The following is a 15,947-nucleotide window of genomic DNA, read 5'->3' as shown; positions in this document are numbered from 1 at the left end:
AGCGAGGAGGAATTTATTAATCCCTAGTCCCTCGCTTAAAATACTCGCCCCCCGGCGAAAAACAAAAATGTATTAAGGGAAATCACTGTTTATTTCATTAATCAAGCTATTTATATTACTGTCAATAGCTTGTTGATCTTTCATATAGTTATGGAAAACAACCACAATAGCTTTTTCAATAGTTAAATTTTTTCTTTTACCAGAATATACTTTTTGTATGGTTTCTAAAGAAAAATCATGACCGTTTTTACTTAAGTAGTTTTTTACCTTTTCACGGTATTTAGGTGGTTTTATTTTTTCTAATTCTTTTCGTTGTATAGCAGTTATCATAAAAACTCAAATTGTTTTTTAGAAGTTGATAGCACTTTTTAATTTATATTTGTACGTATCCTGTACTTATTACGAAGTAAAAATACAAACAAAAATCTAAATACGAAAACAAAATTAAATAAAATTTAGAAAAAAGTTATTTTTCAATGAGCGATTTTGTAGATGAAACATATAAGAGAGTAGAAGAAATAATTAACTATAAAAGGTTAAATATTAGGTCTTTTGAGGAGATTATTGATGTGTCTAATAATTCTATTGGAACAGCAATAAGAAGAAAATCGTCATTTAAAAGTAATGTGTTAAACAAAATTCTACATTCTTTTCCAGAGATAAACCCAACTTGGTTGCTTACAGGAAAAGGAGAAATGTTTTTAAATGGTGTAGCTAAAGCAAGTGAACCAGCATCTAAATACAACTTGCTAGATATAAAAAGCAAGGTAAAAGATAATCTAATACACTTGTTGTTAGAAGATAAAGAAGTAAAAGAAGCGATAGCAACTCAAGTTTCAGAAGTCTTAAAGAAATAATAACTTAACGGTTGCTTTAAAAACTAACCTTCATTTTCAGTTAAACTCTCCAAAGCATAATACAATCTATTTTGCGCGTTGTCTTGCGAACCAAAGATAGAACGATATACTTCACCGTCAGGAGTTAACAATATCCATTGTGGTGTTCCTTCCGAGTTAAAAAAATCATACATTTTATGATTGTTGTCTATATAGATAGGGAAAGGGAGCTCGTTTATAGTAAAAATACTTAGAATATCATCTTTGGTAACATTGTTGCTGCTAAAATTACTATGGATACCAATAACTTCAATATCCTTGTAGGTTTGTTTAAATTTATAAGCTAATGGAATAGCTCTTCCTGTACAACCTAAACAAGCATTGTTGTAAAACAACAATAATAGAATTTTGTTAGCATACTTTTCAAGTAAATTAACTTCATTTTGATTAAAGTTGGTAACTTTTATTGAGGTTACAATTTTGCTAGTATCCATTTTAGGTTTTTAATTGAAGTTTTTAGCAAAGTTATTTAAAAAGAAGAAGCTTTTAAATCTCTACAAGCTAAAAACATTCTTTAGCTTGTAGAGTAGAGTTTATTACTGTAGGTTTTTACCTAATGTATATACTTTATTTAACCACAAATTTCTTTGTTCTGTGGTTGAATCTTTTATTACTGAAAGGAAAGTGGTTTTAACAGGTTTAATACCACAAAACTCCAATGTTCCTTTTTTAAACTGCCTAATAGCAGGTCTTTTCATAAAAAGATAATCATACCAACCAGGGGTGTCAGAAGTTATAATAAGTCGAGAAGTTTTACCTTTTAAAAGCTTTTCAGGAAAAGGTTTTCCTTCAACAGGCTGAAAAGTAATTCCAGGTAAAAAAGCTCTGTCAATAAAACCTTTCATTATTGCAGGGTAGCCTGCCCACCAAATAGGAAAAACCCAAACAATATGATTAGCTTTTTTAATTTTAGCCAAAGAGGTTAATAAATCTGGTTCAAGTTCAGTTCTTTTTCGGTAACCATACTTAAGAGTTGGGTTAAAGTTTAAATCGGCAATAGTAATTTCTTCAATTGTAGCGTTGGTTTCCAAAACACCTTTTTTATATGAAGCAGCTAGTGCATGGTTAAAACTTTCTTTATCAGGATGTCCGTTTATTAATAAAATATTCTTCATAATATAGTTAAGATTATGAAGCAAATTACGGGTGGTTTTACAAGCCTAAAAAGGACAATTGTCTAATAAAAAACTGATTTTCTAATTCGGCTCAAATGTCGTTGCGTAATACCTAAATAAGAAGCAAGGTGTTGGAGTGAAATGGTTTGCAGGTAGTTAGGGTGTGTTTCTAGTAGTTTTTTATAACGGTTTTCAGCGCTTTCATTTTGTAAAACAAAAATTCTGTTCTCAAGATTTATATATTCTTGCTCAGCAAATATTTTAAAAAGACGTAACCAATTAGTACTTGAATTTTCTAGGGCTACAAATTGCTCTTTGGAGATGCTGTATAGTTCAGCATCGGTTAACGCTTGAATGTTCTCGTTGGTTTTTGTTTGAGAAATAAAAGACGAGTAAGCGGTAACAAACGAGTTTTCTGATAATAAACAATAGGTAGCTTCTTTTTCGTTAGACGAATGATAAAAGGATCTAAAAATACCCGAAGCTATAAAAGCAACTTCTTTACAAGTGTTTCCTTCTTGTATGAAAAAATCACCTTTATTAAGTTTTTTGTACCTGACTAAATTCACAAAATCGTCTATTTCTTCTTTAGTAAGGATATTATAGGAGGTTAGATGTTTTTTGAGCATTAAAAGGTTTGTTATAAATAAAGCGAAATTAAAACAAAACTTCTAAACCTGCCAAAACAGCAGTTTTCTGTTTTTGGTATGGTTGTGGTAAAGTATATGAAGTGTTATGAATTAATAGTTTCAGTGAAAAAAAGAGTAAATTTATAATTCATAACCAATTAAATAAAAAAGAAAAATGAAAACATTTTTAAAAGTATTATTAACTGCATTGGCAGTAATTGTTTTGGCAAATATTTTACCAGGGGTAACCGTAGAAAGTTATACAACCGCAGTAATTGTAGCGGTAGTAATTGCGTTGTTAAACCTATTTGTGCGTCCGTTACTAGTGTTTTTTACATTGCCAGCAACCATCGTTACACTAGGATTATTCTTATTTGTAATTAATGCAGTAATTATATTATTGGCAGATAAACTAGTGTCAGGATTTGCAGTTAGTGGATTTTTTACAGCGCTCTTGTTCAGTGTATTGCTGTCAATTTTCAGATCATTAATGTTTTCGCTATTAAAAGAAGGAGACGAATAAGTAACCTAAAACATTAAAAACTAGAAAATAAGGGAGGTAAAAAAGATAATATTCTTATAGCTAAAAGTCTTGGTTATCAATAAATAAAGTAGTAATTTTGCACCCGATTTTTTAAGAAACAGATTTTTAAGATGAATATAACAAAAGAAAACGTAGATGCATTAAATGCAGTTGTAAAAGTTGATATTGTTGCAGAAGATTATCAAGATAAAGTAACAAAAGTATTAAACGATTACCGTAAAACAGCTAACATTCCTGGGTTTAGAAAAGGTCATGTACCAATGGGAATGGTAAAGAAGCAATACGGAAAATCAGTAATGATTGATGAGGTAAACAAGCTTTTACAAGAGTCGTTAAACAAATTCTTAGTTGAAGAGAAGTTAGATATCTTAGGTAACCCATTACCAAGAGTTCAAGAAGATTTCAATTGGGATGCTGATAAATTCTCTTTTGAGTTCGAATTAGGATTAGCTCCTGAGTTCGATGTAAACTTAAAGCCAAAAAACAAAGTAACTCAATATAACATTGTTGCTACTGACGAGTTAATCGAAAAAGAAGTTGAAAACATTCAATCTCGTTACGGTAAAATGTCAGCTAAAGACGAAGCTACAGAAGAAACTAATGTTACTGGTACTTTCGTAAACGAAGAGAAAGAAATCAACAAAAAATCTACAATTTCTGTAAAAGATATTAAAGGAAAAACAAACTTAAAAAAGTTTGTAGGTGCTAAAGTTGGAGACGTTTTAGAATTAAAAACTAAAAACTTATTTGAAGACGAGCACAAGTTACAAGGAGCTTTAGGAGTATCTCACGATGAGGTTCACGATTTAGACATTCCTGTAATATTTACTATTGAAGAAATTACTGAAATAGAACCAGCAGAATTAGACCAAGAGTTATTTGATAAGTTATTTGCTGATGGAAGTGTAAAAACTGTAACTGAATTAAAAGACAAAATTAAAGAAGACGCAGAAAAGCAATTCCAACAACAAGCAGATCAACAATTGTTAAATGCAATTACTGAGAACTTAGTTGATAATACTAAGTTTGATTTACCAGTTGAGTTCTTACAAAAGTGGTTACAAACTGCAGGAGAAAAAGAGTTAACTGCTGAACAAGCTGTTGAAGAATACAACAAGTCTGAAAAAGGATTACGTTACCAATTAATCGAAGGAAAGATTATGAAGGATAACGATATTAAATTAGACTATGCAGAGTTAGTAGACTATGCAAAAGGATTTATTAGAGCTCAAATGGCTCAGTTTGGAAACATGAATCCAGAAGAAAAAGAATTAGATGATATCGCAGGAAGAATCTTACAAAACCAAGATGAAGCACGTCGTTTACAAGAGCAATTAATTTCTCAAAAATTATTAGCTTTTTATAAAGAAAACATGAGTTTTGACACAAAAGAAGTTTCTTACGAAGATTTTATTAAAGAAGTATACAAATAACAGTTAATTACTGATGTTATAAATAAAAACCTGAATGTACATTCAGGTTTTTTTAGCCATTAACTGTAACAAAATACTAACGAAATAGTTCTTATATTTACATCTTTATAACCCAAAAACATTTTAAAAATGGATTACGGAAAAGAGTTCGAAAAATACGCAACAAAGCACCACGGAATAAATAGTACCTATTTAGGAAAAATTACTAGTAGTTTAACTCCATACATTATGGAAGAGCGCCAAATGAATATTACTCAAATGGATGTTTTTTCTCGTTTAATGATGGATAGAATTATCTTCTTAGGTACAGGAATTAACGATCAAGTAGCTAATGTAATTCAAGCACAATTATTATTCTTAGAAAGTGTAGATGCTAATAAAGATATATCGATCTATATAAACTCACCAGGAGGTGGAGTATATGCTGGTTTAGGTATTTACGATACCATGCAATTTATTAAACCAGACGTAGCTACAATTTGTACAGGTATGGCCGCTTCTATGGGAGCTGTGTTAATGTGTGCAGGAGAAAAAGGAAAACGTTCAGCGTTACCACACTCTCGTATTATGATTCACCAACCATTAGGTGGAGCACAAGGACAAGCTTCTGATATTGAAATTACAGCTCGTGAAATATTAAAATTAAAAGATGAGTTGTACCAAATAATATCAAAGCACTCAGGTCAAACAGTAGAAAAAGTAAACCAAGATTCTGATAGAGATTATTGGATGAAAGCCGAAGAAGCGAAAGCTTACGGGATGGTAGACGAAATTTTAACAAGAAAATAATAAACAGCTAATAGCAGTGAGCTGTTGGCAATAAGCTGATAAGATGTCGAAAGAAGAAAATTTACAATGTTCCTTTTGTGGGCGTAAAAAACCAGAAACCGATTTATTAATCGCAGGTTTAGATGCACATATATGTGATAAGTGTATAGAGCAAGCTCATGGAATAGTAGAAGAGGAAATAGCTGAAGCTAAAACAAGTGATTTGTCAAAAGATCTTACCTTAAAAAAGCCAAGAGAAATTAAAGCTTTTTTAGATGAATATATCATAGGGCAAGATCAAACTAAAAGAGCCATGTCTGTAGCAGTATACAATCATTATAAAAGATTGTTACAAACCAGAGATGATGAAGATGAGGTAGAGATTGAAAAATCAAACATCGTTTTAGTAGGAGAAACAGGAACAGGGAAAACATTAGTAGCTCGTACAATTGCAAGAATGCTAAACGTACCATTTTCTATTGTAGATGCTACCGTGTTAACACAAGCAGGTTATGTAGGGGAAGATGTTGAAAGTATTTTAAGTCGTTTGTTACAAGCTGCTGATTACGATGTTGAAAAAGCTGAAAGAGGTATTGTATTTATTGATGAAATAGATAAGATAGCTCGTAAAGGAGACAACCCATCAATTACACGTGATGTTTCTGGTGAGGGAGTGCAACAAGCTTTACTGAAACTATTAGAAGGAGCAGTTGTAAATGTAGCTCCTAAAGGAGGAAGAAAACATCCTGAGCAAAAGTTTATTGAAGTAAATACCAAAGATATCTTATTTATTGCCGGAGGAGCTTTTTCTGGAATAGATAGATTTATTAGCAAGCGTTTAAATATGCAAGCGGTTGGTTATAGTGCTTCGGTGGAAGAAGATAAAATAGATCACGATAACTTATTGCAATACATCACACCTTTAGATTTAAAATCTTTTGGTTTGATACCAGAAATTATTGGTCGTTTACCAGTATTAAGTTATATGAATCCGTTAGATGAAAAAACACTTAGAGCTATTTTAACAGAGCCTAAAAACTCAATTATAAAACAGTATACTAAGTTATTTTCAATGGATGATGTTGAGTTTACAATGACCGAAGATGCATTACAGTTTATTGTTAATAAAGCAGTAGAATACAAGTTAGGCGCACGTGGATTACGTTCGTTATGTGAAGCTATCTTAACAGATGCAATGTTTGATATGCCAAGTTCTGATGAAAAAGAATTTAAGGTAACAAAAGAGTATGCAGAGTCGAAATTAACAAAGTCGGCATTAAAGAAATTAAGAGCAGCATCTTAAAAAACTATATAATTAAACAAATAAAAAAAGCCATCAAATTTACTGATGGCTTTTTTATTTTATAAACTAAGATGTTATTCTGCTTTATGAAGCTTACTATATTGCTGTATCCATTTAGTAATTTCCTCATCTTTAATATCATACTTATACATAAGATCTTCTCTTATCTGCTTTAAGTATTTTTCATTTAAAACACTTTTTTCATATTCAGAAATAACCAATTGTTTAAAGCTTTCAGCATACTTTTGTACAGGTTCTTTAACCTCTTTAGGCTCATCTTCTGTAGTTTCAGTTTCTACTATCTTTTTTTCTGCCTGCTCTACAACAACTTCTTCTGTAACCTTGTTGTCAGCAACAACACCATTACTTGTCGCATAAGTGGTTTTTTCGTCTTTATACCATCCTTGAGGAATGTTAGCTAATTGCTCTTCACTAACAATAATAGTTTTAATCTTGTTACCAGTAACATCCATACTTTCTAAATTAGGGCAGTTTGAAACGTCTAGCGTAGTAAGCTGATTGTAACTAGCGTATAAGCTTTGAATGTTAGGGTTTTCACCAAGTATTAAAGAGGTTAATTTGTTGTAATCGCAACTTATATAGGTTAAGTTAGGATTCTTACTAACATCTAAGCGCTCAATTTTGTTTTCACTACAGTTTAAGAAACTTATAGAAGAGCTCTGCGATAAATCAATCTTTTTAATCTCGTTACCAAAGCAATCCAAACGTTTTAAGTTAGGGAAACTTTCTAAACCAGTTAAATCTTTAATTTTTGAATAAACATTAGGTAAGTCTTTGTTTGTAACAGGATCATTAACATTTAAGTTAGTAACATATTCTGCATCACTAATTGTAATACTACCGTTTAAACCGTTAGAATCAATTTTTAAATTGATTAAACATTCCTCTAAACCAATATCAGGAATTCGAATAGTTTCTTGTGAATAAATGTTAAATGCAAATAATGTTGCAAAACAAAGGGGGATAATTGTTTTCATCATAAGGGGAATTTTTGCCAAAATTATGTAATTATATGTTTTTAGCAAATTAAATTTGCCAAGAGTTTTATAACAATAAGCTAACTTTTAAAACTAGTAGTATATTTGTTTGCTATATTTTTATAGAATATGATAACCCAACAAACCATAGATAGAGTTTTTGAGAGCGCTCGAGTAGAGGAAGTGATAGGAGAATTCGTGCAGTTAAAAAAATCAGGAAGTAACTTTAAAGGGTTAAGTCCATTTACTGACGAACGCACCCCTTCGTTTATGGTATCGCCAGTAAAACAAATTTGGAAAGACTTTAGTACAGGAAAAGGAGGAAATGCAATTTCATTTTTAATGGAACACGAGCATTATACCTATCCTGAAGCGATACGTTGGTTAGCTAAAAAATACAATATTGAAATAGAAGAAACCGAGCAGTCTGATGAGCAAAAACAGCAGATGAATGAACGGGAAAGTATGTTCATGGTTTCAAAGTTTGCCAAAGATTACTTTCATGATGTATTAATGAATACGCAAAATGGAAGAGCTATTGGTTTATCTTACTTTAAAGAAAGAGGATTTAGGGAAGACACTATTGAAAAGTTCGATTTAGGTTACTGTAAAGACGAATGGGATAACTTTACCAAAGCAGCCTTAGCTAAAGGCTACGATTTAAAATACTTAAAATCTACTGGATTAACAATTGTAAAAGAAGGAGGAACAGAAGAAAGAAAGTTTGACCGATTTAAAGGACGTGTGATGTTTCCTATTCACAGTATGTCTGGACGTGTTTTAGGTTTTGGGGGTAGAATACTTACTAACGATAAAAAGGCCGCAAAATACCTAAATTCACCTGAGAGTGACATCTATCACAAGAGTAAAATTCTTTACGGTCTATACCAGGCCAAAAAAGAAATAGCTAAAGAAGATAATTGCTTTTTAGTAGAAGGATATACCGATGTAATTTCGTTTCACCAATCAGGTATTGAAAATGTAGTAGCGTCTTCAGGTACAGCATTAACACCTGATCAAATTCGCTTAGTAAACCGATTAACACAAAACATAACCGTACTTTTTGATGGTGATGCAGCAGGAATTAGAGCTTCAATTCGAGGAATTGATTTAATTCTTGAACAAGGAATGAATGTAAGGGTAGTGGCTTTTCCTGAAGGAGAAGATCCTGATAGTTTTGCCAAAGTGCATTCTAATGCTGAATTAAAACAGTATTTAGAAGAGAAGTCACAAGACTTTATAGAGTTTAAAGTTTCTTTATTAATGAAGGAAGCAGCGAACGACCCTGTTAAAAAAGCAGGATTAATTAGAGATATTGTTACGAGTATTTCTAAAATTCCTGATGGTATTCAGAGAGAAGTGTATGTGCAAGAATGTGCACGTATTATGGATATTTCTGAAAGAGTACTATTTAGTGAGCTTGCACAGTTACTAAAAAAAGGTGCGACAGCAACGAGAAAGAGCAATGTAGGACAAGACCCTAATCAACCACCCCCAGAATATTTTCAAGAGCAAGGGCAAGCTTCAATGGAAGCTATAAAAGGAGGAAAAGGGAAGTTGCAACAAAACATCAATCAATTAAATATCCTTGAAAAAGAAGTAATCAGGATTTTGTTGTTATATGGTAACGAGATTGTTGATTTTGTAAACTGGGTAGAGGCAGTTGACGAAAGAGGACGCCCGTTTTTAGAAAAAGAAGAATACCAGAATACGGTATCAAACGAGCTGTATTTAAACTTACAAGAAGACGAAATAGAGTTTACCAATGAAATATTTAGATTAACTTACTATGAGTTAATTCATCAATTAAATCAAGATGAAAAAATAAAAGTAGATCATTTGGTAATGCATGAAAATCCTCAAATATCTAGTTTAGTAACTAATATTTTAATGGATGAAGAAAAATATAATTTAAGCGATTGGGAGCGTAAAGAGGTTTTTGTAACAGAGACGGTTAAAATTCTTCCAAAGCTAGTTACCGATGCTATTTTAAACTTGCGTAGAGTTTTAATTGAAGAGAAAATTAAAGAGATTATGCAAGAAAGTCAAGAACAAAAAGCAGTACCTAATCTAGAAGAAATCAGTAATTATACAGGATTAAAAAAGCGTCTTTTTGAAAAATTAAACCGTGTAATCTAAGGTTTATAAACTGCTAATTATTTAGAATTTTAACATTCTTAACATTTTTTTTGTAACTTTACCGGTGAAAAGAACAAGAAATAAAAGAAAAAATGAGAAAGTTGCTACAAATTCTAGAGTTACTTAGGTTGCTCGTCATATTGCCATTTAATATTTCTAACGGGCATAAAAAAAGTGCTTACCAAAGAATTAAACGACAAATGATGTCGGTTAATTTACTTTAAGTCTTTAGGAATTTCGCAAATAGGAATAGGAATCATTTTATGCTGATTAATTCGGTTGAGACGTGTATATATCTTATATACTTCTAATTCTCTACCAGAAAAATCATTTTCAGTTTTTCCTGCATCTTGCATTTCCATAGCCCACTCTAGTTCATCGTATGAAGCTCCAATTTGGTCTTCGTCTGTTCTATCATCACCCCATAAACCATCAGTTGGAGGAGCTACTATAATATCATTATTTATACCTAGATATTTTGCTATTTCATATACTTCAGATTTTACCAAGTCAGCAATAGGACTTAAATCAACACCTCCATCACCATATTTTGTATAAAAACCTACACCAAAATCTTCTACTTTATTTCCAGTTCCAGCAACCAACAAACCATGTAAACCAGCAAAATAATATAAAGAAGTCATTCGCAATCTTGCTCTAGTGTTAGCTAAAGCCATAAAGCGTTTTTCTTCACTTTCAACAGGAGGTAATGAATTTACTAAACTATCAAATACAGGAGTTAAATTTATTTGTTTCATTGAAACATTATCAAAGTTGTTATTTAACCAGTCTATATGGTCTAATGCTCTACTTACTTGATTTTTAGCTTGATGAATCGGTAACTCAACACATAATGTAGGTAAACCAGTTTTTGCACATAAAGTTGAGGTAACAGCACTATCAATACCACCAGAAATTCCTACAACAAAACCATTTACTTTGGCATTAGTAGCATATTCTTTTAACCAATTTATAATATGTTCAGCAACCTTAGGAGTATTCATTTTTGTGATATTTTAAGAGTTTACAGTTAAGTGGTAAAAACTAATTTAGTAATTTCGACGTTGTAATTTAGAATGTAAATATACTAAAGTTCATGAGAAAAATTTTAGCCCTAGTTGTCTTAGTTTTTATAAATATTTCATGTAAAAATGATGAAAGTAACAAGTTAGGTGTAGATGTGTCTAATATTAATGTGAATATTAATTTAGAACGCTTTGATGTTGATTTTTATACAACTAAACCAAACGAATTAAATAAAACAAAAGAAAAGTATCCGATGCTTTTTCCTCCACAACCTGATAGTGTTTGGGTGAACAAGATTAATAATAAAGACGAACGAGAGTTATTTGCTGAAACTCAAAAGGTTTTTCCTGATATAGAAGAAGAAAAAGGGCAATTAAGATCTCTTTTCAAGCATGTTAAATATTACAATCCAAGATTTGTAAGTCCTAAAGTGATTACTATGCTAACAAACATCGATTATAATAACAGAATTGTATATACGGATAGCTTATTGTTGATTTCTTTAGATTCTTACTTAGGAAAAGAACATGAGTTTTATAATGATTATCCAGCATATGTAAAACAAAATAATACCAAAGAACACATCGTAGTTGATGTTGCTAAAGCTATTGTTGGTAAACAAATGTTACCTAGTATGGCAAGGAGTTTTATTGATAAAATGATTTACAGAGGGAAAAAAATGTATTTGTTAGATGCTTATTTACCAAACACATCAGATGCCTTGAAAATAGGATACTCACAAACAAAATTAGATTGGGCAGAGAGAAATGAAGAACAAATATGGATGTATTTTGTAGAAAAAGATTTGTTGTATAGTACTAGCAAAGATGTTGATAAACGCTTTTTAGATTTAGCTCCTTTTTCTAAGTTTTATATGGAAGAGGATAGTCAATCACCAGGAAGAATAGGAGAGTGGATTGGTTGGCAAATCGTACGTTCGTACATGCAAAAGAATGATGTATCTTTGCATAAATTATTACAAACAAGTGAAGAGGAAATCTTCAAAAACTCAAGATATAAACCAAAAAGATAATGGCGATAGAGCATACATCAAAAATAACATTTAAAGTAGGGTTAGACGAAAACAGAATTCCAGAAGAAATTACTTGGAACGCAGAAGACGGAGGTATAAAAGATGAAGCCTCAAAAGCTATTATGCTATCTGTTTGGGATCATAAACAAAAAGATACCTTACGTATGGATTTATGGACTAAAGATATGCCTGTAGATGAAATGAAGCAGTTTTTTCATCAAACCTTAGTGTCTATGGCAAACTCTTTTGAAAGAGCTACAAACGATGAAAAAATGAGTGCAACGATGCGCGATTTTTGTGACTACTTTGCTGAAAAACTAGAGTTAATTCAGAAATAAAAAAAAGCAGCTTTAAAAGCTGCTTTTTTTATGCGTTATAATTTTTTATTTTACTAATAATAGTTTCATAGTCGTTTGGGTTGTTTACAAAATCTAAATCAGAAACATCAACAATTAGAATGTTTAAGTCAGGTTGTGTTTTGATAAAGTTGCTATACCCATCATGGATTTTTTGTAAGTAACTTGCTTCTATATTTTGCTCGTAATCGCGTCCACGTTTTTTAATGTTTTCTAGTAAACGTTCTGTGTTTTGGTATAAGTACACGTACAAATCAGGCTTTGTGATTTCTTTGTACATTAAATCAAACATTTTTCTATACAACTTATATTCATCACTATGTAAAGTGACTTGTGCAAAAATGAGCGATTTAAAAATGTAGTAATCAGAAACAATAAAATTTTTAAATAAATCAAACTGCGCTAAATCATCAGAAAGTTGTTGATATCGATCAGCTAAAAAACTCATTTCTAAAGGAAAAGCATAGCGTTCATTGTCGTTATAAAACTTTGGTAAAAACGGATTGTCTGCAAAACGTTCTAAGACAATTTTAGCATTAAATTCATCAGACATCATATTGGCTAATGATGTTTTACCAGCACCAATATTACCTTCGATAGCAATGTAATTATACTTCTCTGTAATAGGAATTGGTCTTTCTAATTTTATATCAAGCTTTGTAATTTCTGAAGTGTCTGTACAATTTTCTAAACAAATATATAAATGCTTTTTTTCTATTGGATGAATAACATTTCGGGCAATTTCAACTAATGGAACTAAAGCAAATTTACGTTCTAACATTCTTGGATGTGGTACGATTAAGGTTTTAGAAAAGATAATTTCATCATCAAATAATAAAATATCTAAATCAATTAACCTATCTGAATATCCTTCAGAGTTTTTTCGAGTTCTTCCAAGTTCTTTTTCTATAGAAAGTAACCTAAGTATTAATTGCTCTGGAGGTAAATATGTTGAAACTTTAATACAAGTATTGTAAAAGTTATTACTATCAAAACCCCATGAAGCAGTTTCGTATACAGACGCTACTTTTAATACAGCACCTACTTTATCTGCAATCAAGTTAATTGCTTGCTGAATATTCTCAAGCTTATTACCTTGATTGGTTCCTATAGAAATGTATGTAATTCGTTGTATTTTCATGAATGGGATGCAAAGAAAACTAAAACTAAAAAAACAAAAGCTAAAAAAAGATTTTTTATTTAAATAAATTTTTTAAAAAAGGGTAGGGTATTTTATTTTTCAACTGTTATAGTAGTGGATTTCTTTATAGAGTAAGATTTTTATATGATTATTGGGGAATGATCTGAAACAACTCTAAGTTAAAGGCTGCTAAATTTTAGCAGCCTTTCTTCTTTTTAAAACGTATTTAAAAGCAAAAAGCAACCTAATTAGGTTGCTTTTTTATATCTAAAAATTGAATCTTATGACTCTTTTTTATCTTGTCTAGGTTTTCTATCATCACGACGATTATCGCGGTTACGATTATCACGACCTCTATTATCTCTGTTATTGTCTCTAGGTGGTCTAGCTACATAACCTTCAGGTTTAGGTAATAATGCCTTACGAGAAACTTTTTCTTTACGAGTTTTAGGGTCAACACCAAAGTACTTTACATCAATAACATCACCAATGTTCACTACATCTGTAACGTTGTTTGTACGTTCCCAAGCTAACTCGCTAACGTGTAATAAAACTTCGTTTCCTGGGGCTTCTGTATATTCAACAACAGCACCAAAATCTAATATTTTTATAACTTTTACTTCGTATACAGAACCTTTTTCAGGTTTGAACATCATAGACTCAATACGAGCTATAACTTTATCTATACCTTCTTGGTTTGTTCCTAAAATCTCAACAATTCCTTCTTCTGTAACAGGATCTTCGTTAATAACGATAGTAGTTTCTGTTTCTTTTTGTAACTCTTGAATATGTTTTCCACCAGGTCCAATAAACGCTCCAATTAAATCGTTAGGAATTACTCTATTAACCATTTTAGGTGCGTGAGCTTTTACATCTTCGTTAGGAGTTTCAATAGTATTAGTTAACTTCTCTAAGATGTGTAAACGACCATCACGAGCTTGTTTTAATGCATTTACTAAGATTTCATAAGATAATCCTTTAATCTTAATATCCATTTGACAAGCAGTAATACCGTCAGCAGTACCTGTTACTTTAAAGTCCATATCACCTAAGTGATCTTCATCACCTAAAATATCAGATAATACAGCATAACGATCACCATCAGAAATTAACCCCATTGCAATACCAGAAACTGGTTTTTTCATTTGAACACCAGCATCCATTAATGCCATAGTACCAGAACAAACAGTAGCCATTGAAGATGAACCGTTAGATTCTAATACTTCAGAAACAACACGAACAGTGTATGGGCAATCTTCAGGAATCATTCCTTTTAAAGCTCTTTGAGCTAAGTTTCCGTGACCAATTTCACGACGAGATGTTCCTCTTAAAGGACGTGCTTCACCAGTTGAAAAAGGAGGAAAGTTATAGTGTAAGTAGAACTTTTCTTCACCTTGTAATGTTGGAGAATCTACCATGTTAGCATCTCTAGAAGTACCTAAAGTTACAGTAGCTAATGCTTGAGTTTCTCCACGTGTAAAGATTGAAGAACCATGAGTTCTTGGTAAATAATCTACTTCACACCAAATAGGTCTAATATCAGTAGTTTTACGCCCGTCTAAACGTAAACCTTCGTTTAAAGTTAAGTCTCTAACTGCAGCTTTTTGTGCTTTGTTAAAGTATTTTCCAACTAAGTCTCCAAAGTCTTCTAATTCTTCTTCAGTAAACGTTGCGGTAATTTCTTCTTTAACTTCAGAAAAAGCTAAACCTCTTTCTTGTTTAGAAGTACCTTTTTTAGCAATATCATAACATTTTTGATATGCTGCCTCATGAATTTTTTGAGCTAATTCTTCATCTTCTCTTTCACCTTCATACTCACGAGTTTCTTTTTTACCTGCAGCTTCTGCTAAAGCAACTTGAGCTGCACATTGTACTTTAATAGCTTCGTGTGCAAATTTAATTGCGTCAGCCATTTCTTCTTCTGAAATTTCTTTCATTTCACCTTCTACCATAGCTACAGAGTCAGCAGAAGCACCAATCATCATATCAATGTCAGCCTCTTGTAATTGAGTATAACTTGGGTTGATGACAAATTCTCCGTTAATCCTTGCTACACGTACTTCAGAAATAGGTGTTTCAAAAGGAATGTCTGATAATTGAATAGCAGCAGAAGCAGCTAAACCAGCTAAAGCGTCTGGCATTACTTCTTCGTCATGAGACATTAATTGAATCATCACTTGAGTTTCTGCGTGATAATCTTTTGGAAATAGTGGACGTAATACACGGTCTACTAAACGCATTGTTAAAATTTCTTCGTTTGAAGGGCGTGCCTCACGCTTCATAAATCCACCAGGGTAACGACCCGCAGCGGCAAATTTTTCACGGTAATCTACCGTTAATGGTAAAAAGTCAATACCTGGGTTTGCAGTTCTTGCTGATACAACTGTTGCTAATAACATTGTATCTCCCATTCTTACAACAACAGAACCATCTGCTTGTTTTGCTAATTTTCCTGTTTCTAATGTGATGGTCCTTCCATCTCCAAGCTCTATTACTTGGTTAAATACTTTTGGAATCATAAATTAATTCTTCTAAATTTTAATTCGTTTTTGTTTGTTGTTGTGTT

16 protein-coding genes are annotated in these 15,947 nt (G+C 31.7%); 8 read left to right on the top strand and 8 right to left on the bottom strand.

The genetic code is table 11. The annotated features are described in order from the left end of the window. Positions 1–72: 72 nt before the first annotated feature. Positions 73–330, bottom strand: coding sequence for a hypothetical protein (locus C8N27_RS02745; protein WP_099215822.1), 258 nt, complete (start codon positions 328–330; stop codon positions 73–75). Positions 331–476: 146 nt separating this feature from the next. Between C8N27_RS02745 and C8N27_RS02740 the strand changes: the two genes are divergently transcribed. Further along, the gene (locus C8N27_RS02740) at positions 477–857 is read left to right on the top strand and encodes a hypothetical protein (RefSeq protein ID WP_121146178.1); all 381 of its coding nucleotides are present in this window, start codon (positions 477–479) and stop codon (positions 855–857) included. Between the two features lie 23 nt (positions 858–880). Here the strand turns inward: C8N27_RS02740 and C8N27_RS02735 are convergent, their stop codons facing one another. The 3 genes from C8N27_RS02735 to C8N27_RS02725 form a co-directional block, all read right to left on the bottom strand. Then, positions 881–1,330 carry a TlpA family protein disulfide reductase gene (locus tag C8N27_RS02735; protein WP_121146177.1) on the bottom strand — a complete coding sequence of 150 codons (450 nt, stop codon included), beginning with the start codon at positions 1,328–1,330 and terminating at the stop codon, positions 881–883. Between the two features lie 102 nt (positions 1,331–1,432). Then, on the bottom strand, positions 1,433–2,011 hold the full coding sequence (locus C8N27_RS02730; RefSeq protein ID WP_121146176.1) for an NAD(P)H-dependent oxidoreductase: 579 nt from the start codon (positions 2,009–2,011) through the stop codon (positions 1,433–1,435). A 62-nt stretch (positions 2,012–2,073) separates the two neighbouring features. After that, positions 2,074–2,640, bottom strand: coding sequence for a Crp/Fnr family transcriptional regulator (locus C8N27_RS02725; RefSeq protein ID WP_121146175.1), 567 nt, complete (start codon positions 2,638–2,640; stop codon positions 2,074–2,076). 175 nt (positions 2,641–2,815) lie between these two features. On the opposite strand from C8N27_RS02725, the gene C8N27_RS02720 reads away from it, so the two are divergent. From C8N27_RS02720 to clpX, 4 genes are all read left to right on the top strand, one after another. Next, on the top strand, positions 2,816–3,163 hold the full coding sequence (locus tag C8N27_RS02720; protein WP_121146174.1) for a phage holin family protein: 348 nt from the start codon (positions 2,816–2,818) through the stop codon (positions 3,161–3,163). A 131-nt stretch (positions 3,164–3,294) separates the two neighbouring features. Then, positions 3,295–4,617, top strand: a complete 1,323-nt coding sequence (gene tig / locus C8N27_RS02715; RefSeq protein ID WP_121146173.1) for a trigger factor — start codon at positions 3,295–3,297, stop codon at positions 4,615–4,617. Between the two features lie 129 nt (positions 4,618–4,746). Beyond that, on the top strand, positions 4,747–5,406 hold the full coding sequence (gene clpP / locus C8N27_RS02710) for an ATP-dependent Clp endopeptidase proteolytic subunit ClpP (RefSeq protein ID WP_099215829.1): 660 nt from the start codon (positions 4,747–4,749) through the stop codon (positions 5,404–5,406). Between the two features lie 43 nt (positions 5,407–5,449). Then, complete coding sequence (gene clpX, locus C8N27_RS02705) at positions 5,450–6,688, top strand: ATP-dependent Clp protease ATP-binding subunit ClpX (protein ID WP_099215830.1); 1,239 nt, start codon at positions 5,450–5,452, stop codon at positions 6,686–6,688. 74 nt (positions 6,689–6,762) lie between these two features. Here the strand turns inward: clpX and C8N27_RS02700 are convergent, their stop codons facing one another. After that, positions 6,763–7,689 carry a leucine-rich repeat domain-containing protein gene (locus C8N27_RS02700; protein ID WP_147431694.1) on the bottom strand — a complete coding sequence of 309 codons (927 nt, stop codon included), beginning with the start codon at positions 7,687–7,689 and terminating at the stop codon, positions 6,763–6,765. 126 nt (positions 7,690–7,815) lie between these two features. On the opposite strand from C8N27_RS02700, the gene dnaG reads away from it, so the two are divergent. Then, complete coding sequence (dnaG, locus tag C8N27_RS02695; RefSeq protein ID WP_121146171.1) at positions 7,816–9,825, top strand: DNA primase; 2,010 nt, start codon at positions 7,816–7,818, stop codon at positions 9,823–9,825. Positions 9,826–10,040: 215 nt separating this feature from the next. On the opposite strand, the gene nadE is transcribed toward dnaG, so the two are convergent. Continuing rightward, entirely contained in the window at positions 10,041–10,829 is a 789-nt protein-coding gene (nadE, locus tag C8N27_RS02690; protein WP_121146170.1) for an NAD(+) synthase, read from the bottom strand. A gap of 92 nt (positions 10,830–10,921) precedes the next feature. Between nadE and gldB the strand changes: the two genes are divergently transcribed. After that, the gene (gldB, locus tag C8N27_RS02685; protein WP_121146169.1) at positions 10,922–11,884 is read left to right on the top strand and encodes a gliding motility lipoprotein GldB; all 963 of its coding nucleotides are present in this window, start codon (positions 10,922–10,924) and stop codon (positions 11,882–11,884) included. Next, positions 11,884–12,222, top strand: coding sequence for a gliding motility protein GldC (gldC, locus tag C8N27_RS02680; protein WP_047788614.1), 339 nt, complete (start codon positions 11,884–11,886; stop codon positions 12,220–12,222). The genes gldB and gldC overlap by 1 nt, the downstream gene beginning before the upstream one ends. Before the next feature lie 28 nt (positions 12,223–12,250). Here the strand turns inward: gldC and folK are convergent, their stop codons facing one another. Both folK and C8N27_RS02670 read right to left on the bottom strand, forming a co-directional pair. Then, a complete protein-coding gene (folK, locus tag C8N27_RS02675) occupies positions 12,251–13,381 on the bottom strand; it encodes a 2-amino-4-hydroxy-6-hydroxymethyldihydropteridine diphosphokinase (protein ID WP_099215835.1) in 1,131 nt (376 codons plus the stop codon). A 281-nt stretch (positions 13,382–13,662) separates the two neighbouring features. After that, positions 13,663–15,900 (bottom strand): polyribonucleotide nucleotidyltransferase, encoded by a 2,238-nt coding sequence (locus C8N27_RS02670; protein WP_121146168.1) that lies wholly within the window; start codon positions 15,898–15,900, stop codon positions 13,663–13,665. Positions 15,901–15,947 lie beyond the last annotated feature (47 nt).

Origin of the sequence: Tenacibaculum discolor (assembly GCF_003664185.1) — a bacterium.
In the GTDB taxonomy this organism is placed as follows: domain Bacteria; phylum Bacteroidota; class Bacteroidia; order Flavobacteriales; family Flavobacteriaceae; genus Polaribacter; species Polaribacter discolor.
Note: the sequence above shows the minus strand (reverse complement) of the source record. Positions and strands in the feature narration are given on the sequence as shown.